General features: G+C 62.5%; 20 protein-coding genes. 8 read left to right on the top strand and 12 right to left on the bottom strand.

The genetic code is table 11. The features are described 5' to 3' along the window. Positions 1 to 87: 87 nt before the first annotated feature. From NKJ73_RS04410 to NKJ73_RS04380, 7 genes are all read right to left on the bottom strand, one after another. Positions 88 to 1,179 carry a 3-deoxy-7-phosphoheptulonate synthase gene (locus NKJ73_RS04410; RefSeq protein ID WP_352568501.1) on the bottom strand — a complete coding sequence of 364 codons (1,092 nt, stop codon included), beginning with the start codon at positions 1,177 to 1,179 and terminating at the stop codon, positions 88 to 90. Between the two features lie 474 nt (positions 1,180 to 1,653). Next, on the bottom strand, positions 1,654 to 2,448 hold the full coding sequence (locus NKJ73_RS04405) for an SDR family oxidoreductase (protein ID WP_023677517.1): 795 nt from the start codon (positions 2,446 to 2,448) through the stop codon (positions 1,654 to 1,656). Between the two features lie 23 nt (positions 2,449 to 2,471). Further along, complete coding sequence (gene iolG, locus NKJ73_RS04400; protein WP_352568500.1) at positions 2,472 to 3,473, bottom strand: inositol 2-dehydrogenase; 1,002 nt, start codon at positions 3,471 to 3,473, stop codon at positions 2,472 to 2,474. Positions 3,474 to 3,540: 67 nt separating this feature from the next. Continuing rightward, entirely contained in the window at positions 3,541 to 4,308 is a 768-nt protein-coding gene (locus NKJ73_RS04395) for an ATP-binding cassette domain-containing protein (RefSeq protein WP_254815918.1), read from the bottom strand. Positions 4,309 to 4,310: 2 nt separating this feature from the next. Then, positions 4,311 to 5,387, bottom strand: a complete 1,077-nt coding sequence (locus tag NKJ73_RS04390; protein WP_292655972.1) for an ABC transporter permease — start codon at positions 5,385 to 5,387, stop codon at positions 4,311 to 4,313. 114 nt (positions 5,388 to 5,501) lie between these two features. Next, a complete protein-coding gene (locus NKJ73_RS04385; protein ID WP_352568499.1) occupies positions 5,502 to 6,443 on the bottom strand; it encodes a sugar ABC transporter substrate-binding protein in 942 nt (313 codons plus the stop codon). A gap of 309 nt (positions 6,444 to 6,752) precedes the next feature. Next, on the bottom strand, positions 6,753 to 7,784 hold the full coding sequence (locus NKJ73_RS04380; protein ID WP_023677522.1) for a LacI family DNA-binding transcriptional regulator: 1,032 nt from the start codon (positions 7,782 to 7,784) through the stop codon (positions 6,753 to 6,755). Between the two features lie 137 nt (positions 7,785 to 7,921). Between NKJ73_RS04380 and NKJ73_RS04375 the strand changes: the two genes are divergently transcribed. The 3 genes from NKJ73_RS04375 to NKJ73_RS04365 are packed head-to-tail and all read left to right on the top strand — an operon-like array spanning position 7,922 to position 10,637. Next, on the top strand, positions 7,922 to 9,049 hold the full coding sequence (locus tag NKJ73_RS04375) for a fatty acid desaturase family protein (protein ID WP_352568497.1): 1,128 nt from the start codon (positions 7,922 to 7,924) through the stop codon (positions 9,047 to 9,049). 41 nt (positions 9,050 to 9,090) lie between these two features. Next, complete coding sequence (locus NKJ73_RS04370; RefSeq protein WP_023677524.1) at positions 9,091 to 9,405, top strand: MocE family 2Fe-2S type ferredoxin; 315 nt, start codon at positions 9,091 to 9,093, stop codon at positions 9,403 to 9,405. Between the two features lie 2 nt (positions 9,406 to 9,407). Continuing rightward, complete coding sequence (locus tag NKJ73_RS04365) at positions 9,408 to 10,637, top strand: NAD(P)/FAD-dependent oxidoreductase (RefSeq protein WP_023677525.1); 1,230 nt, start codon at positions 9,408 to 9,410, stop codon at positions 10,635 to 10,637. A gap of 34 nt (positions 10,638 to 10,671) precedes the next feature. Here NKJ73_RS04365 and NKJ73_RS04360 read toward each other — a convergent pair whose 3' ends face one another. The 5 genes from NKJ73_RS04360 to hslV all read right to left on the bottom strand — a co-directional run bounded on the left by NKJ73_RS04360 (position 10,672) and on the right by hslV (position 14,816). After that, positions 10,672 to 11,631, bottom strand: a complete 960-nt coding sequence (locus NKJ73_RS04360) for a DUF1402 family protein (protein ID WP_352568496.1) — start codon at positions 11,629 to 11,631, stop codon at positions 10,672 to 10,674. A 182-nt stretch (positions 11,632 to 11,813) separates the two neighbouring features. Further along, positions 11,814 to 13,127: an ATP-dependent protease ATPase subunit HslU gene (gene hslU / locus NKJ73_RS04355; protein ID WP_352568495.1), complete on the bottom strand. Its 1,314-nt coding sequence runs from the start codon at positions 13,125 to 13,127 to the stop codon at positions 11,814 to 11,816. Positions 13,128 to 13,131: 4 nt separating this feature from the next. After that, complete coding sequence (locus tag NKJ73_RS04350) at positions 13,132 to 13,728, bottom strand: DUF2585 domain-containing protein (protein ID WP_023677528.1); 597 nt, start codon at positions 13,726 to 13,728, stop codon at positions 13,132 to 13,134. Positions 13,729 to 13,732: 4 nt separating this feature from the next. Beyond that, entirely contained in the window at positions 13,733 to 14,275 is a 543-nt protein-coding gene (locus tag NKJ73_RS04345) for a GNAT family N-acetyltransferase (protein WP_352568494.1), read from the bottom strand. Continuing rightward, positions 14,265 to 14,816: an ATP-dependent protease subunit HslV gene (gene hslV / locus NKJ73_RS04340; RefSeq protein ID WP_023677530.1), complete on the bottom strand. Its 552-nt coding sequence runs from the start codon at positions 14,814 to 14,816 to the stop codon at positions 14,265 to 14,267. Before hslV ends, NKJ73_RS04345 begins: the two co-directional genes overlap by 11 nt. Positions 14,817 to 15,042: 226 nt before the next feature. Here hslV and hisB point away from each other — a divergent pair, with 226 nt between their 5' ends. Genes hisB through hisA form a run of 5 tightly spaced genes read left to right on the top strand, consistent with a single transcriptional unit; the run spans position 15,043 to position 17,812 of the window. Beyond that, positions 15,043 to 15,642, top strand: a complete 600-nt coding sequence (gene hisB, locus NKJ73_RS04335) for an imidazoleglycerol-phosphate dehydratase HisB (protein ID WP_023677531.1) — start codon at positions 15,043 to 15,045, stop codon at positions 15,640 to 15,642. 4 nt (positions 15,643 to 15,646) lie between these two features. Beyond that, positions 15,647 to 16,120 (top strand): DUF2628 domain-containing protein, encoded by a 474-nt coding sequence (locus NKJ73_RS04330; RefSeq protein ID WP_023677532.1) that lies wholly within the window; start codon positions 15,647 to 15,649, stop codon positions 16,118 to 16,120. Position 16,121: 1 nt separating this feature from the next. Continuing rightward, positions 16,122 to 16,772, top strand: coding sequence for an imidazole glycerol phosphate synthase subunit HisH (gene hisH / locus NKJ73_RS04325; protein ID WP_352568493.1), 651 nt, complete (start codon positions 16,122 to 16,124; stop codon positions 16,770 to 16,772). Positions 16,773 to 16,775: 3 nt separating this feature from the next. Next, complete coding sequence (locus NKJ73_RS04320) at positions 16,776 to 17,066, top strand: DUF1330 domain-containing protein (RefSeq protein ID WP_352568491.1); 291 nt, start codon at positions 16,776 to 16,778, stop codon at positions 17,064 to 17,066. A gap of 2 nt (positions 17,067 to 17,068) precedes the next feature. After that, positions 17,069 to 17,812, top strand: coding sequence for a 1-(5-phosphoribosyl)-5-[(5-phosphoribosylamino)methylideneamino]imidazole-4-carboxamide isomerase (hisA, locus tag NKJ73_RS04315; protein ID WP_352454816.1), 744 nt, complete (start codon positions 17,069 to 17,071; stop codon positions 17,810 to 17,812). Position 17,813 lies beyond the last annotated feature (1 nt).

The following is a 17,813-nucleotide window of genomic DNA, read 5'->3' as shown; positions in this document are numbered from 1 at the left end:
TTGCGCCGAGTTTCTTCCAGCACCCCTCATCCGGCTCGGCGCTGCGCGCCGATCCACCTTCTCCCACAAGGGGAGAAGGAGAAGTGCTCACGCGGCTCCCGGGCGATCGGCGATCATGGCACGTCTCGCCGACCGGCGCTGCTCGACGGCGTCGGCAAGGCCGTGCAGCACCGTCTCGGTGGTTGCCCAGTCGATGCAGCCATCGGTGATGCTCTGGCCATAGACGAGCGGCTTGCCGGGCACGACGTCCTGCCGGCCGGCGACGAGGTTGCTCTCGATCATGATGCCGACGATGCGCTCGTCGCCCGCCGCGATCTGGCCCGCCATGTCAGCCGCCACCAGCGGCTGGTTTCCCGGCTTCTTGCTGCTGTTGGCGTGGCTGACATCGATCATCAGCCGCGGCGCCACGCCGATCCGGCCGAGCTCAGCGCAGGCAGCAGCAATGCTTGCCGCGTCATAATTCGGCACAATACCGCCGCGCAGGATGACGTGGCAGTCCTCGTTGCCGGTGGTCGTCGCGATGGCGCTGCGCCCGCCCTTTGTCACCGCCATGAAATGATGCGGCTGGGCGGCGGACTTCACCGCTTCGGCGGCAATCCGCAGATTGCCGTCGGTGCCGTTCTTGAAGCCGACCGGGCAGGACAGGCCTGACGCCAGCTCGCGATGGATCTGGCTCTCTGTCGTGCGTGCGCCGATCGCGCCCCAGGCGACGAGGTCGGCAATATATTGCGGGGTGGCCATGTCGAGGAATTCGGTGGCCGCCGGAAGGCCGAGATTGTTGACGGCGGAGAGCACGTTGCGGGCCATCCGCAACCCCTTGTCGATGTTGAAGCTGCCGTCGAGGTCGGGATCGTTGATCAGGCCCTTCCAGCCGACCGTCGTGCGCGGTTTCTCGAAATAAACCCGCATCACGATCTCCAGCCGGTCCGACAGGCTTTCACGCAGCGATGCCAAACGGCTGGCATAGTCTACGGCGGCGGCCGGGTCGTGGATCGAACAGGGGCCGACGACGACCACCAGCCGATCGTCGGCGCCGGTCAGCACGGCGTGGATGGCATTGCGTGATGCGGCAACGGTGCGCGTCGCCGTCAGCGTGCGCGGTATTTCCCGCATCACCTCGTCGGGTGTGCTCAGTTCTCTGATTTCCTTGACCCGAAGATCGTCTGTGGTCGTCAACACGGCTTCTGCTCCTGATTGGGAGACCTGCCGGCTGAAACAAAAAAGCCGCCAGGTCTGGCGGCTGTTCGGATGTTATTGCTGCAATCTTCAGATCGAGCGCAATCCTCCCGCCGCCAGCGAGCTCATAAAGTACCAATATGTGGCGGTCAGGTTGATCATGAGGGCTGATATAGTCGATGCGGATGCGCTTGTCACGTGCCTGGTGAGGAGGAGGTTTACTCCAGCCCATTCGCGATTGGCTGAAGCCCCCCGAACTTCGTCATCCCAGGGCGAAGCAGGAGCGGAGCTCCGTCGCGGAGACCCTGGGATCCATGCCGTTGCCTTGGCCAAGGAGTGCTGCGGAACTAAATTCTGCATTGTAGCGACGCCTAGATGTCACGGCATGGATCCTCGGGTCTGCGCCGCGTCGCTGCGCTCCTTGCTCTGCCCGTGGATGACGAAGTGATGGGCGGCGTTCCGCTAGACTTGCCGGCGTTATTCCGGTGACGCCCCGGCGATGCTCTGATCGTAGTCGACCAGCGACCCGGTCATGACGCCGGACTGCGGGCTGATCATATAGCTGATCAACCGGGCAAGCTGCGCCGGTTTCACCAATTGGCCCATCGGCTGCGCGGCTTCGGCCTTCTCCAACCAGTCCTCCGGCGCGTCGTGCCATTTCTTCTGCACGATCGCCTCGCCCTCGGTGTCCATCCAGCCGGGCAGCACCGCATTGCAGCGGATGCGATTGCCGCGATAGGCATTGGCGACATTCTTGGTGAGTGTCGCCAGCGCTCCCTTGCTCGACGAATAGGGCGCCAGGAACGACTGGCCGCAATGCGCCGACATCGACAGCACGTTGACGATCGAGCCCGGTACCTGGCGCGCCAGCAAATGCGCCACCACGCCCTGCATCAGGAAAAACGGGCCGCGCACATTGGTCTGGAATATCTGGTCGAACAGATCCTCGGAGGTCTCGACCAGCGAGCCGCGAGCCGAGGTGGCAGCGGCGTTGACCAGCGCGTTGACGGTACCAAAATGGCCAATCGCCGTTTCGACCGCACGCTTGCAGTCGGCCACTTTTGAGACGTCGGCGCTGATGAAGATGGCATCGACGCCTGCCCCCTTGAGGATGGCGACAGCCTTGTCGCCCTTCTCCTGCGAGCGGCCGATCAGCGCCAGCGCCCGGCAGCCCTCATCGGCCAGCGCTTCGGCGACGGCAAAGCCGATGCCTTGTGCGCCGCCGGTGACGATGGCGCGTGTTTCGGAATTGCGACCGGCTGAACCGTTCATCGCCTTGCTCCTGTGCTTGATAGTCAGATTGTTTTGTCGAGGCGGACGGTCTTGCCTTTCTTGGCCGATTTCAGCGCCGCATCCGCCAGCCTGAGCGCCACCAGCCCGTCCTTGCCGCTCGGCGCCGCCTTCTTGCCTGACGTCGCTGCCGCGATGAAGGCAGCGATCTCGTTGGCATAGGCGTCGAGATAACGGGTCATGAAGAAATCGTGCAGCGGCGGCCGCGTATAGCCTTTCTCATTGGCCAGTTCGATCGACACCGGCCGCTGGTTCTCGGCCGCAATCATGCCTTTCGAGCCATGCACCTCGATGCGCTGGTCGTAGCCGTAGGTGGCGCGGCGTGAGTTGGAGATAACGCATTGCTTGCCGGAGGCAGTTTCGAGGATGACGCTGACGCTGTCGAAGTCGCCGGCCTCGCCGATCTTCTTGTCGACCAGCACCGAAGCATGCGCGCTGACCGCCACCGGCTCCTCGCCGAGCAGGAAGCGCGCCATGTCGAAATCATGAATGGTCATGTCGCGGAAGATGCCGCCCGAGCGGCCGATATAGTCGAGCGGCGGCGGGCCGGGATCGCGCGAGGTGATTGTCACCATTTCGACAGTGCCGATGGCGCCGTCGTCGATCGCCTTGCGCACGGCGGCAAAATGCGGATCGAAGCGGCGGTTGAAGCCGACCATCAGGGTGGCGCCGGCCTTGTCGACGACGGCCAGGCAACGTTCCACCCTGGCGGCGTCGAGGTCGATCGGCTTTTCGCAGAAAATCGCTTTACCCGCTTTGGCGAAGCGTTCGATCAGATCGGCATGGGTATCGGTCGGCGTGCAGATGACGACCGCATCGATATCGCCGGCCTTCTCGATGGCATCGATGCTGCGCACTTCGGCGCCATAGGCAGAGGCCAGATCGGTCGCCGCCTTCTCGAAGGCGTCGGCAACTGCGACCAGCCTGGCCTCAGGATTGGAACCGACGGCGCGAGCATGGACCTTGCCGATACGGCCGGCACCGAGAAGAGCAAAGCGAAGAGGCATGAAGAGTTTTCCTTTGAGGATGGTTCGGAAGGGAGGGCGTGTCAGCGCCTGTGCTCGGCGTTGGCCGTTACGCCGCAAGTTCCGCCTGCCCGGTCTTGGCGCCGGTGATGTAGGAGACGATATCGTTGCCGTCGGTGTCCTGCTTGCGCAAATTGGCGACGATGCGGCCGCGCCGGAAAACGACGATGCGGTCGACCAGGTCGAACACCTGGCGCATGTTGTGAGAGATCAGGATCAGCGGTTCGCCATTCTCCTTCAGCGTGCGGATGATGTTTTCGACCTGCATCGTCTCCTGCACGCCGAGTGCCGCCGTCGGCTCATCCATGATGATGAGCTTGGAAGCAAAGGTCGCGGTTCTGGCAATTGCTACGCACTGGCGCTGGCCGCCCGACATGTGGCGGATAGTATTGGAAAGATTGGGGATCTTGACCGCTGTCCGGACCAAGGCTGCCTCGGTCGCCTTGCGCATGAACTTGCGATCGAGGATCGAGAAGGGCCCGAGATTGAAAAGCACCCGCTCGCGGCCGAGGAACAGGTTCGACGGCACGTCGAGGTCGTCGGCGAGCGCCAGGTTCTGGAACACCGTCTCGATGCCCGCCTCGCGGGCTTCGATGGGGCCGGCAAAATTCACTTCCTTGCCGTCGAACCACATCCTGCCGCTGGTGCGCTGCTCGACGCCGGTGATCTGGCGTACGAAGGTCGATTTGCCAGCGCCGTTGTCGCCCATGATGGCGACATGCTCGCCCTTGCGCAGCTCGAAGTTGGCACCCTCCAGCGCATGGACGCCGCCATAATACTTGGTCAGGTTTTCGGTCTTCAGGACGATGTCTGACATGATCAAGCCCTCATCGCCCGCAGGCGTTGGCGCCACTGGTCGAGTACGACTGCGCCGACGATGATCACGCCTTTGACCATCTCCTGATAATAGGCGTCGAGGCGCAGAAAGGTGAAGCCGGAGATGATGACGCCGAAGATCAGCGAGCCGATCACTGTCCCGATAATCGAACCGCGGCCGCCCGACAGCGAGACGCCGCCGATAACCGCCATGGCGATCGCGTCGAGCTCGTACATTACACCCATGCCGGCCTGGGCGGTGAGATTCTTGGAGCTCAGCACCACGGCGGCGAGCGCGGCGAGGACGCCGGCAATGACGTAGACGAGGATCTTGTGGTTGGCGATGTTGATGCCGGACATGCGCGCGGCGTCCTCATTGGAGCCGATTGCATAGCAGTGCTTGCCATATTTGGTGTAACTCAGGATCAGCTGGAACAGCACTGCGAGCGATATGAAAATGATGACCGGCATCAGCCCCTTGCCAATGGCGGCGAAACTCTCGGTCGGAAACGAGATCGGCTGCCCCTTTGACCACCATTTGGCGATGCCGCGCGCGGTGACCATCATGCCGAGCGTGGCGATGAACGGCGGGATGCGCGTGTAGGCGATCAAAGCGCCGTTGACCAGGCCGGCCAGCAGGCCGCAGCCGATCGCGACCAGCACGGGCACGATCACCGGCAGGTCGGTCCAGCCCTGCGCGATGAACATCGCCTTCGGGTTCGGGTTGCCATTGACGGTCGCCACCTGGGCGAAGCTCATGGCTATCATCGCCGTGGCGCCGACGATCGAACCTGAGGACAGGTCGATGCCGCCGGTAATGATCACCTGCGTCACGCCGATGGCAATGATGCCGACTATCGACACCTGCAGGATGATGATCTGCAGGCGCGCTTCGTTGAAGATCGCATCGATATTGTCGCGGGTGTTGAACAGGAAGCTGTCGCCCAGGAAAACCCGGCCGATCAGCTCGAAAGCGCCGACCAGGATGACGAGCGCCAGGAAGACGTTGAATTCGGCCGGCCATGCGCGCCGCTTCGCATCATAGCTGAGCCCGCCGACGCCGTGAGATGTCTGTGCCAATCGTGCTTCCTCCGTCAGCCACGGTCTCCACTCGGCGCTGTTCAGGCCGAGAGGGAAAAAGCGGAGCGGCGCTGTCTTACCTTGGCGCGCCGCTCCGTATCGGACAGGTCCGCCTCAGTTCTTCTTCAGGAACTTGTCGATATTTGCCGGCGTGACCAGCTGGAACGGGATGTAGACCTTGTGCTCGACCTTCTCGCCCTTCGCCAGCTTGAGCGCTGCGTCAAGCGCGCCGGCACCCTGGCCGGCCGCGTCCTGGAACACCGTCGCATCGAGGTCGCCCGCCTGCATCGCGGCAAGCGCATCCTGGGTAGCGTCGACCCCGCCGACGACAACCGACTTCATGTCGATGTTGGCGGCCTTCATCGCCTGGATGGCGCCGATGGCGCTTTCGTCATTATTGGCGATGACGCCGTCGAACGGCTTGCCGGTCGACAGCCAGTTGGTCATCAGGTTCTGCGCTTCTTCGCGCTTCCAGTTCGACGTCTGCTTGTCGATGATCTTGATGAAGCTGCACTCCGGCGTGGCGATCACGTCGTCAATGTCCTTGGTGCGCTGCACCGCTGCCTGGTTCGACAGCTCGCCCATGATCACATAGACGTTGGCTTCAGTCTTGCCGGCCTCCTTGAACAGGCGGCAGACCTCCTTGGTCTCGAGCGTGCCGGAATCGGCTTCGTTCGAGGCGACGAAGGCCTGGTTTTCGGGCAGCGTGTCGACGTTGACCGGCTCGCGATTGACATAGACCAGTGGAATCTTGGCAGCGGCGGCTGCGTCCGACATCGCCTGAGTCGCCGAGGTGTCGACCGGGTTGACGATGATGGCGTCGACGCCTGAGGCGGCGAAGTTCTTGATCTGGTCGAGTTGCTTGGCGACGTCGTTCTGCGCATCCTCCACCTGCAGCTCGACGCCGTCCATGCCCTTGGCCTGTTCAATCATGCCGTTGCGCAGCACTGTGAGAAAATTGTCGTCGAACAACGCCATCGACACGCCGATCTTGGCAGCAAAGGCGGACGAACCCATCAGCGCCGCGAACGCGACGCCCAAAAGCAGTTTTTTCATTTTATTTCTCCTCCACATTGGTGTCCGGCTGCACCGATCTACCCGGAATCCCCGATCTCGCAGGGAATTCTCTCCCGATTGCCATTTTTAGTTCCGGAGGCATTTGCCTGAAACAGATCTTCCGGAACGAAAGAACCAAAATTCTCAGTTGGTGAAATATTTATTCCATTTCGCTTGGGCGTCAAGCGAGATTTCGCCATGAGGAATGGATTTTCGGCATTTCGAGCGCTTTTAGACGGACGCTAACGCAAGCCAGGCCTGAAAGCGTTCTGATAGATTACATCATGTCTGCCGCCGATGACCGCGACGTCAGATGTTTTCCGGCAGATAAATGTCGAAGGGCAGAAAGGTCTGGCCCGGCGCATTCGCAGCGCCGGTCTCGATGGCATGCGCCATCAGCCCGACAAGCTCGCGGCAAAGCGCCGCCAGTGGCGTCGAGATCACCATGGTCAGGAAATTATCTGCCAGCGCCGCGCGGGAGTCGGGCGTGATCTCGTTGCAGACGACCGCCGGCATCTCAGCCGGCTTTGCCTCCCTCAGCGCCGAGATCGCGCCTTCCATGCCGCCACCGGCGACATAGCAACCGGCGAGATCAGGGTGGCGGGCCAGAAGCTCGATCATTGCATCATGCGTGATCTGGTTCGCTTCCAGATTGACCAACGTCTCGAGGAGAGTGAATTCCGGCGCCTGCTCGCGAAAGAAGGAGCGAAAACCGATCTCGCGAAGCTCATGGCCATGGAAGCGATGGCTGCCGACGAAGAGGGCAACCTTGCCAGGTCTCTTCGCGGCCTTCGAGATCATCCAGGCAGCGGTGCGGCCGACCTTGCGATTGTCCAGGCCAACATAGCCCTCGCGAATACCGGACGCAAAGTCGGAAAGCAGGGAGAACACCGGTACGCCATTGGCTTTGAGAGCCTCGACGGCGACCGTCAGCGTCGGGTGATCAGGCCCGACCAGGGCGACGGCCCTGGATTTGGCGGCCAGCTTGCGCATCCGCTCGACGATCTCGTCCGGCGCCAGCGAAGCGGCGAAGTCGATGGTGGCCACGCCGCGAAAGCGCGGCGACTGCGATACCGCCAGTTCAAGCTCGCGGGCAAATTCACTGTAGAAGACGTCCTCCCGTCTCAACAGCAGGAACCCGAGCCGGTATTCGGGCAATTCATGGCGCATCCGCTGCTTGATCAATCCGGCTGCGTGATAGCCGATGCTGGTCGCGGCCTCATAGACGCGGCGCGCGGTTTCCTCGCGCACCGGCAAGCGGTTGTTCAGCACCCGGTCGACGGTGGCAACGCTGACCCCCGAAATGCGCGCCAGGTCGGTGATCGTCGGCCGTTTCGCCATCGCTGCCTCATTCCACTGTTTGGCCCTTTTACACCATTCTGATGGAAAATGATAGAAACTATCTTTGTGATATTGAGCCTATCAGGGCTCGGCGTTATTTTGAACGCTGACCGAATATGATCGAGGCCTCCGCTATGGTGGATATTGGACTCCGAACCGGGAATACGAGCTCCGCAGCGGCGTCCCGACGCGACTATAGCCTGATCGGCCGCGACGCGAAGCTTGCCGTCGAGAGCGGGCTGGCGGCGGCCGAGTGGTATCACACCGACGTGCCGCGCAAGCAGATGAAGGAGCTGATGCAGCGCTCCGACGGCCCGGCGATCCGCGATACCATCGTCTGGCTCGGCGCCATGATCCTCAGCGGCGCCGGCGCCGCCTGGTTCTGGGGCAGCTGGTGGTGCGTGCCGTTCTTCTTCGTCTACGGCGTCCTCTACGGTTCCTCCACCGATTCACGCTGGCACGAATGCGGCCACGGCACCGCTTTCAGGACGCAGTGGATGAACGACGTGGTCTATCAGGTCGCCTGCTTCATGATCATGCGCAACCCGGTGACCTGGCGCTGGAGCCACACGCGCCATCATACCGATACCATCATCGTCGGCCGCGATCCGGAGATCTCGGTGATGCGTCCGCCCGATCTGCTGCGCGTGGTGCTCAACTTCGTCGGCATTCTCGACGCCTGGCATGCGATGAGCGACATGCTGCGCAATGCAGCCGGTATCGTCAGTCCGGCCGAAAGAACGTTCATTCCCGACCAGGAGCAGCCGAAGGCAATTCGCATTGCCCGCATCTGGACGACAATCTATGCCGCGACCATTGCGCTGGCGCTCTATACCGGCTCGTTCCTGCCGCTGATGCTGGTCGGTCTGCCCAGGCTTTACGGTGCCTGGCACCATGTCATGGTCGGCCTGCTGCAGCATGGCGGCCTGGCTGAAAACGTCACCGATCACCGGCTCAACAGCCGCACCGTCTACATGAACCCGATAAGCCGCTTCATCTACTGGAACATGAACTTCCATGTCGAGCATCACATGTTTCCCATGGTGCCCTATCACGCGCTGCCCAGGCTGCACGAACTGATCAAGCACGATCTGCCGACGCCGACATCGTCCATCCTGGCCGGCTACCGCGAGATGATACCGGCTTTCCTGCGCCAGCTGCGCAATGAGGATTATTTCATCAAGCGCGAACTGCCGCCGACGGCGAGGCCCTATCGCGAGGACTTCCACAACGACAACGCTACCGCTGCGGTGGCTGCCGAATGACAAGCCCATGCCGAGGGTGCCAAGTATTGGGGGAGCCGTAGATGAGCGACTGGGTCGAGGCCTGTGACGCCGAGGACATCGACGAAGAGGACGTGATGCGCTTCGACCATGGCGGCCGCACCTTTGCCATCTATCGCAGCCCCGACGACGAGTATTTCGCCACCGACGGGCTTTGCACGCATGAGAAGGTGCATCTGGCCGACGGGCTGGTCATGGACGACATCATCGAGTGCCCGAAGCACAATGGCCGCTTCAACTACAAGACAGGGGCTGCCAGGGGCGCGCCGGTCTGCGTCGATCTAAGAACTTATCCGGTCAAAGTCGACGCCGGCAAAGTCCTTGTCCGGATTGGTTGATGATGACGAAGGGAATGGTCATCATTGGCGCCGGCGAATGCGGCGGGCGCGCCGCCCTTGCGCTGCGCGAGCTCGGCTATGATGGCCCGGTGACGCTGGTCGGCGACGAGCCGCATCTTCCCTATGAGCGGCCGCCGCTGTCGAAAGACGCGATGGTCGCCGACGCGCCCCTGCTCAAGGCGATCGCCAGTGAGGCGGTCCTGGCCGAAAGATCGATCAGGCATATCCATTCGGTCCAGGCGGTGGCGATCGTCCGAGAGGCGCATGTCGTGCGCCTCTCGGACGGTTCCGTCCTGGCCTACGACAAGCTCCTGCTGGCGACCGGTTCGGTGCCGCGCAAGCTGCCGATGCCGGGCCTTGGCGGGCGCTGCGTCTACCTCCGGACCTTCAACGACGCGCTGGCCATTCGCGCCCATCTCAGCGCCGGAAATCGCATCGCCATCATTGGCGGCGGCTTCATCGGGCTTGAGCTTGCCGCGGCGGCACGCAGACTGGGTGCGGCGGTCACAGTTATCGAGGCGCAGCCGCGCATCTTGATGCGCGGCGTGCCGGCCGAGATCGCTGAGGTCATCCATCAGGCGCATGAAGCCGAAGGCGTGAAAATCCTGTGCGGCGAGGGCATCGCCGCCATTGCCGATGATGGCGCCGAAGTGCGCATCGCGCTCGCCGGTGGACACGACATTGTCGCCGATCTTGCCGTGATCGGCATCGGCGCCGTGCCGGTGACCGGACTTGCCGCGGAGGCGGGGCTGACCGTCGACAATGGTATCGCCGTCGACGCCGAGCTTCGCACCAGCGACCGGGATATCTTTGCCGCCGGCGATTGCTGTTCGTTTCCGCTCGCCGTCTATGGCGGCCGGCGCGTGCGGCTGGAAGCCTGGCGCAATGCACAGGAGCAGGGCGCGCTTGCCGCCAGGAATATGCTTGGCGCCGGCGAGTCCCATGCGGCGGTGCCGTGGTTCTGGTCGGATCAGTACGGCCTGACCTTGCAGATCGCCGGCCTGTCGGACGAAGGCCGCAGCATCGTGCGCCGCGACCTCGGCGACGGCGCCTTCATCCTGTTCCACCTCGCCGAGGACGGCAGGCTGGTTGCGGCAAGCGGCATCGGCCCCGGCAACGCGGTCGCCCGCGACATAAGGCTGGCCGAGATGCTGATTGCGAAGCAGGCAAGGCCGGCGCCGGAAGCGCTAGGCTCGCAGACCATCAAGTTAAAGTCGCTGCTGGCGGCTTGATCCGCCGCGTGGATAATTGGCCGAGCGCGTTCGGCTAGAACAGCGCCTTCAGCTCCGGCAGCTTGTCGTTGACCAGCCAGCCATAGTAATTTTCCTCGGGCAGTTTTTCCGGCTCGCCCGCAGCGCGGCGCTTGTCGTTCTCGGCCTTCAGCGCATAGGCGCGCTGTTCGGGGTTGCCGACATTGTAGAGCGTCGACGTGATGCCGGGATTGCCTGAGATGTCGAAGCCGGCAATGCTTCTATAGGCGTCGATCGACTTCCTTATCGTCGCCGCGACATAAGGCAGTGTCAGGTCAGGGTCCATGATCGTCTTGTAGACCGCATTGGGGTCACCGACGTCGAGTTCCGGCAGGCCGGAAACCTTGTGCACGAGATCGCTCATCTGCAGTGCCGTCAGCGGATTGAGCTGGCCAAGGCCAAAAGTCTGGCCGGCATAATAAGGCTGGAAGAAAGTGGCGCCGAAGCGGTCGTTGGGAAAGCTCTCGCCGTTGACGGTTTTGCCGCGGAACGACCGGTTCCACACCTGTTCGCGGCACTCCCACAGATCGTAGCTGTCGGACTTCCCTGCGCATTTCGCAAATTGCGGCCGTTGCACGAAATCGGTGATGTCCTCGCCATCATAGGCAAAGGAGAGCTTGCTCGACAGATACGAGATCGCCTTGACGTAATAGGTCTGCAGCCGGTCATAGGCATCGACATTATAGGTATGCTCGCCGACGATGGCTCCAACGATATGCATTGGGTCGATGTCATAGGCCGCGGCTGCCTGCTTGATCTTGCCGCGCAGCTCGGCATCGTTCTGGAGCAGCGCAAAGACTTTGCGGTATTTCGCCTGGAAGGTGGTGTTGGTCGCCTGGGTGCGCCGGCTCGAAGCGCCCGGTATGTCGGGCTGCTCGGTGTTGCGGTTGCCCGGCGGCACCATCGTTGCCGCTTGCGCGGCGAACATGGCTGCCGCCAGCGTCAGCCCCAAAATGACGAGGATCAGTTTTTTCATGCGCCGCCGCCCAAATAGTCGCCGGCAAACTAGGTAATGCTCCACCGGGAGTCGAGAGACGCCTGCACCCGACGGGACGAAAGCTTGCCGGATGCTTCCATTTGGCCACACATCGGGAATGCTGGGCCAAATTGGGGAGGCCGGGAGCAATTCCCCGACCCTCTTCGAGAATGAAGCGTCTCCTACAGGATGAAACGCGACAAGTCCGTGTTTCTGGAGAGGTCGCCGACATGCTTCTCGACATAGGCGGCATCGATTGTCACCGAGGTGCCGTTGCGGTCCGGCGCGTCATAGGAGATTTCGTCCAGCACCCGTTCCATCACCGTCTGCAGCCGCCTGGCGCCAATATTCTCGACGCTGGCGTTGAGGTCCACGGCGATGCCGGCCAACGAATCGATGGCGTCGTCGGTGAAGACCAGATCGACGCCTTCGGTCTTCATCAGCGCAATATACTGCTTGATCAGGCTGGCTTCGGTCTCGGTGAGGATGCGGACGAAATCGCCCTTCTCCAGCGCCCGCAGCTCGACGCGGATCGGCAGGCGGCCCTGCAATTCCGGCAGCAGATCGGAGGGCTTGGCGACGTGGAACGCACCCGAGGCGATGAACAGGATGTGGTCGGTCTTCACCGGTCCGTATTTGGTCGCAACCGTGGTGCCTTCGACCAGCGGCAGCAGGTCGCGCTGCACACCTTCACGCGAAACACCGGCACCGATGCCGCCTTCGCGCGAGGCGATCTTGTCGATCTCGTCAAGGAAGACAATGCCGTCGTTCTCGGTCGATTCGAGTGCCCTGCGCACCACCTCGTCCTGGTCGAGCAGCTTGTCGGACTCGTCGCTGATCAACAGCCCGTAGGACTCCTTGACGGTCGTCTTGCGCATCTTGGTCTTCTGGCCGCCCATTGCCTTCGACAGCATGTCGTTGATGTTGAGCACGCCGATATTGGCGCCCGGCATGCCGGGGATCTCGAAGCCGGGCATGCCGCCATTGCCGGTATCGGCCACTTCGATCTCAATCTCCTTGTCGTCGAGCTCGCCGTCGCGCAGCTTCTTGCGGAAACTGTCACGGGTGGCCGGGCTCGCCGTCTTGCCGACAAGCGCTTCGAGCACCCGTTCCTCGGCGTTGATGTGGGCACGCGCCTTGACGTCCTCGCGCATCTTCTCGCGAACCAGCCCGATGGCGATCTCGACCAGGTCGCGGATGATCTGCTCGACATCGCGGCCGACATAACCGACCTCGGTGAACTTGGTGGCTTCGACCTTAACGAAAGGCGCACCGGCAAGGCGTGCCAGGCGGCGCGAAATCTCGGTCTTGCCGACGCCGGTCGGGCCGATCATCAGGATATTCTTCGGCATCACCTCTTCGCGCATCTGGCCCTCGAGCTGCTGGCGGCGCCAGCGGTTGCGCAAGGCAATCGCCACGGCACGCTTGGCGTCTTTCTGGCCGATGATGAAGCGGTCGAGTTCCGAAACGATTTCGCGAGGAGAGAAGGTGCTCATGTCACTAAATTCCACTTTGCCACTGCCGAATGGACTCGAACGGATGCAGCAGCATGATCACGTTGAGTGTCAGATTGTCCCGGATGAGATAGCCGACACCGAATTCGAAGATGAGGGCGAGGGTTACGACCACCCATATAGGAAGCCTTCGCGCCATGACAAACCCCAGCACCATGGCCAGCGTGTCCGACACCGAATTGATGATGCTGTCGCCATAATAGTCGAGCGAGATCGTGCCGGCGCGATAGCGATCGATGATGAAAGGGCTGTTCTCGAGCAGCTCCCAGCCGCCCTCTATAACCACCGCAAAGGCCAGCCTGAGCCCGATCGGCGAGCGCGGGAAAAGGAACCACGCCAGCGCATAGAACAGGAAACCGTGAATGATGTGCGAGAAGCTGTACCAGTCGGAAATATGCTGGGAATTCTCCGAGCTTTGCACGATGCCGTGCCACAGCTTGACATAGCCGCAGGTACAGATCGGCGTCCGCCCCATGCCGTAAAGAACCCCGGCCTGGAAGATGACCAGGCCGAGAACCAGCAGAAGCCCCATTCGCCAACTGTCGTAGTAGGCCGAGACGGTTTTGTCGCTGGATACGCTCATGCTGCTATTGCCCCTCTTCTGCGTCACCCTGTCCGGCATCACCCTCTGGGGCATCAATCGCCATCAGCACGGCATCGCCATATTCCGACTTCCTGCGATCGATAGCCGTGAAACCGGCCTTTTCATAGGCACGGATAGCCCGTGCATTGGCGGGGTCCGGGTCGATGATGACGCGCGGCGTACCTTCCTCGAAAAGCTGCTCGACGAACTGCCGGACGATCGCCGAGCCGTGGCCGACCCCGACAAGCTCCGGCACGCCGATCGACAGATCGATGCCGAGCGTGCCGAACGGCTGGTCGCTATAGGGATGGCCGTCCTCCAGATGCGGATCGTAGCTCTGCAAATAGCCGATGGGCTTTCCGTCGAGCTCGATAATCAGCGGCTCGACCGAAATGCTGTCGATATGCTCGCGGATCTCCGCAATCTCGGTCTCTGGGTCGTTCCACCATTTGGCGACATGCGGCTCGGCAAGCCAGCCGGCGATCATCGGCAGGTCCCTCTGGGTCACCGGCCGAAAACCATAGCGGAGGCTCCGCTCAGGCGGCATCGAGGGTTTCGACGACGAAGTTGTTGTTGGTGTAGACGCAAATGTCTGACGCGATCTGCATCGCCTTGCGGGCGATCTCCTCTGCGCCCTTGTCGCTGTCCACCAGCGCGCGTGCCGCTGCCAGCGCGTAATTGCCGCCCGAGCCGATGGCCATGACGCCAAATTCGGGCTCCAGCACGTCGCCGGTGCCGGTCAGCGCCAGCGACACCGACTTGTCGGCCACCAGCATCATCGCTTCCAGCCGCCGCAAATAGCGGTCGGTGCGCCAGTCCTTGGCAAGCTCGACGCAGGCGCGTGTCAGCTGGTCGGGATATTGTTCGAGCTTGGCTTCAAGCCGCTCGAGCAGAGTGAAGGCATCGGCGGTGGCGCCGGCGAAACCGGCAATGACGTTGCCGCCCTTGCCGATGCGGCGCACCTTCTTGGCGTTGCCTTTCATGATCGTCTGGCCGAGGCTGACCTGGCCGTCGCCGGCGATCACCACCTTGCCGCCCTTGCGCACGGTCAGGATGGTCGTGGCATGCATGGTCAGTTCATTCGACATTTTCTGCTCCGATAAGCACCGATCCCATCGAGGCGATCGGCGCGTTACGAGTGACTTGATCGGCCATATGTATGCATAGGCCGGACGATTGCAAACCGGCCATCCGCCGGGCCGGACTGTGCTCCGCAGCGGTAACTGGCAATCGCCGGATCATGCTGCTAGAAGGCTTTCGTTTTCAGGCATGTGAACGCCTGAATCGTGCAAAATCTGAGACAAGGATGAGGTCATGGCGCCCCGTTCCGCCGAGATAAGCCGCAAGACCAGGGAAACCGACATCGCCGTATCGGTTCAGGTCGACGGCTCGGGCAAATCCGACATTTCGACGGGCGTCGGCTTCTTCGACCATATGCTGGACCAGTTGTCGCGCCATTCGCTGATCGACATGACCGTGAAGGCCAAGGGCGACCTGCACATAGACGACCACCACACGGTCGAGGATACGGGCATTGCGCTCGGCCAGGCGCTGGCCAAGGCATTGGGCGAGCGGCGCGGCATCATGCGCTACGCCTCGATCGATCTCGCCATGGACGAGACACTGACGCGGGCGGCAATCGATGTCTCCGGCCGGCCTTTTCTGGTCTGGAATGTTTCATTCTCGTCGCCGAAGATCGGTACGTTCGACACCGAGCTGGTGCGCGAATTCTTCCACGCGCTGGCGCAGAATGCCGGCATCACGCTGCATGTCACCAATCATTACGGCGCCAACAACCACCACGTCGCCGAGACCTGCTTCAAGGCCGTGGCGCGTGTGTTGCGTTCGGCACTTGAGCGCGACCTGCGCCAGCCGGACGCGGTTCCCTCCACCAAGGGATCCCTGAAAGGGTAACGCCATGGCCATCTATGTCGTAATGGAGCCGCCAGGCCGCAGCGAAAGCGTGGACACTACCTTTATCCGTGACGGCTTTGCCTGGCTCGGCTTCTTGGTGCCGCCGCTGTGGCTGGCCTGGCACCGGCTGTGGGTCGAGGCGGCATTGGCGTTTGTCGCCATGGGCCTGCTCTCGATGCTGGGCGAAAGGCTGGACCTGGAAACAGCCGGCTCGCTTTTATCCCTGCTTGTCATGCTCTTTGTCGGACTGGAAGGGCAGGGCTTGCGGATCGCAGCCTTGCGCCGTCGCGGCTGGCATGAATGGGGCGTGGTCGAGGCCGACAGGCTCGACGACGCAGACGTCCGCTATGCATTGGAAGCCGATGCTCAGTCGGATGAACAACCGACGGTGCAACGCATCGTCCCAGACGCAGCACATGCCCGGTCGGCGCAGATGGGCCTGGCGCTGGGGCTGAACCATATTCCGGGAAAGCCCTGAGATGAGGGTTGCGATCATCGATTACGGGTCGGGCAATCTGCGCTCGGCCACCAAGGCCTTCGAGCGTGCCGCGCATGAAGCCGGCATTGCCGCCGCGATCGAACTCACCGCCGATGCCGAGCGGGTCAGGACCGCCGACCGCATCGTCCTGCCCGGCGTCGGTGCCTATGCCGATTGCGCCGCTGGACTGCGTGCGGTCGCCGGCATGTGGGAAGCGGTCGAGGAGGTGGCGATCGCCAAGGCTCGGCCGTTCCTCGGCATCTGCGTCGGCATGCAGCTGATGTCGGAGCGAGGCCTGGAAAAGACCGTCACAAAGGGCTTTGGCTGGGTCGCCGGCGACGTCAAGGAGATCACGCCGGCCGATCCGACACTGAAGATCCCGCAGATCGGCTGGAACACAATTGACCTGAAGCGCAAGCATCCGCTGTTTTCCGGCATTGCGACGGGTGGCAAGGGACTGCACGCCTATTTCGTCCACTCCTACCATCTCGATGCACGGAAGGACGATGAGGTGCTGGCGGTTGCCGACTATGGCGGCCCGGTAACGGCCGCTGTCGCCCGCGACAACCTAGCCGGAACGCAATTCCACCCCGAGAAGAGCCAGGCGCTGGGCCTGGCGCTGATCACCAATTTCCTAGGCTGGAGGCCCTGAACCATGAGCAAGAAGGGCTATTGGATGGCAATGGTCGATGTCCACGATCCCGAGATCTACAAGCAGTACATCGAGGCCAATGCCGCGGCTTTCGCGAAATACGGCGCGAAGTTCCCGGTGCGCGCCGGGCGGTACACCAGCCCGGAAGGACCGGCAGGCAATCGCCACGTGCTGGTGGAATTCGAATCCTATGCAAAGGCGCTGGAATGCTACGGCTCGCCTGAATACCAGGAGGCCTCGAAGTACAGGCTCGCCGGCTCGACCGGCCACTTTGTCATCGTCGAAGGCGCCTGAAGGTGTTTCTGTTTCCGGCGATAGACCTCAAGGACGGCAAATGCGTGCGCCTCAGGCATGGCGACATGGCGACCGCCACCATCTACAATGACGATCCCGCCGCTCAGGCGCGCGCCTTCGAAGAGCAGGGCTTCGAATGGTTGCACGTCGTCGACCTCAACGGCGCCTTCAAGGGCCAGAGCGTCAACAGCGCCGCGGTCGGCGCTATCCTGAAGGCGACGAGCAATCCGGTGCAGCTCGGCGGCGGCATCCGCACCCTGGCGCAGATCGAGGACTGGCTCGACCGTGGGCTGGCCCGCGTCATTCTTGGCACCGTGGCGGTGCGCGATCCGGATCTGGTCAGGCAGGCCTGCAAGGCATTCCCGGGCAAGATCGCCGTCGGCATCGACGCCAAGGGCGGCAAGGTCGCGGTCGAAGGCTGGGCTGAAGCCTCAAGCCTCGGCGTCATTGAACTGGCGAGGAAATTCGAGGGTGCCGGCGTCGCCGCCATCATCTACACCGATATCGACCGCGACGGTGTGCTGACCGGCATCAACTGGGACGCCACCATCGATCTCGCCGACGCGGTGTCGATCCCGGTTATCGCCTCGGGCGGGCTCGCCTCGATCGCCGACATCGTGCGCATGACCATGCCCGATGCCCGCAAGCTCGAAGGCGCGATCTCCGGACGCGCCCTCTACGACGGCCGCATCGACCCGGCCGAGGCATTGGCGATCCTGCGTGGCAAACCGATGGCAGGGGTGTGAA

It is taken from the genome of Mesorhizobium sp. M0074 (assembly GCF_040322975.1).
In the GTDB taxonomy this organism is placed as follows: domain Bacteria; phylum Pseudomonadota; class Alphaproteobacteria; order Rhizobiales; family Rhizobiaceae; genus Mesorhizobium.
Note: the sequence above shows the minus strand (reverse complement) of the source record. Positions and strands in the feature narration are given on the sequence as shown.

Coding starts and splice junctions, on each gene's coding strand:
- NKJ73_RS04405 (WP_023677517.1), bottom strand. CDS start 2,448: ATGAACGGTTCAGCCGGTCGCAATTCCGAAACACGCGCCATCGTCACC.
- iolG (WP_352568500.1), bottom strand. CDS start 3,473: ATGCCTCTTCGCTTTGCTCTTCTCGGTGCCGGCCGTATCGGCAAGGTC.
- NKJ73_RS04395 (WP_254815918.1), bottom strand. CDS start 4,308: ATGTCAGACATCGTCCTGAAGACCGAAAACCTGACCAAGTATTATGGC.
- NKJ73_RS04385 (WP_352568499.1), bottom strand. CDS start 6,443: ATGAAAAAACTGCTTTTGGGCGTCGCGTTCGCGGCGCTGATGGGTTCG.
- NKJ73_RS04380 (WP_023677522.1), bottom strand. CDS start 7,784: ATGGCGAAACGGCCGACGATCACCGACCTGGCGCGCATTTCGGGGGTC.
- NKJ73_RS04370 (WP_023677524.1), top strand. CDS start 9,091: ATGAGCGACTGGGTCGAGGCCTGTGACGCCGAGGACATCGACGAAGAG.
- NKJ73_RS04365 (WP_023677525.1), top strand. CDS start 9,408: ATGACGAAGGGAATGGTCATCATTGGCGCCGGCGAATGCGGCGGGCGC.
- NKJ73_RS04360 (WP_352568496.1), bottom strand. CDS start 11,631: ATGAAAAAACTGATCCTCGTCATTTTGGGGCTGACGCTGGCGGCAGCC.
- hslU (WP_352568495.1), bottom strand. CDS start 13,127: ATGAGCACCTTCTCTCCTCGCGAAATCGTTTCGGAACTCGACCGCTTC.
- NKJ73_RS04350 (WP_023677528.1), bottom strand. CDS start 13,728: ATGAGCGTATCCAGCGACAAAACCGTCTCGGCCTACTACGACAGTTGG.
- NKJ73_RS04345 (WP_352568494.1), bottom strand. CDS start 14,275: ATGCCGCCTGAGCGGAGCCTCCGCTATGGTTTTCGGCCGGTGACCCAG.
- hslV (WP_023677530.1), bottom strand. CDS start 14,816: ATGTCGAATGAACTGACCATGCATGCCACGACCATCCTGACCGTGCGC.
- hisB (WP_023677531.1), top strand. CDS start 15,043: ATGGCGCCCCGTTCCGCCGAGATAAGCCGCAAGACCAGGGAAACCGAC.
- NKJ73_RS04330 (WP_023677532.1), top strand. CDS start 15,647: ATGGCCATCTATGTCGTAATGGAGCCGCCAGGCCGCAGCGAAAGCGTG.
- hisH (WP_352568493.1), top strand. CDS start 16,122: ATGAGGGTTGCGATCATCGATTACGGGTCGGGCAATCTGCGCTCGGCC.
- NKJ73_RS04320 (WP_352568491.1), top strand. CDS start 16,776: ATGAGCAAGAAGGGCTATTGGATGGCAATGGTCGATGTCCACGATCCC.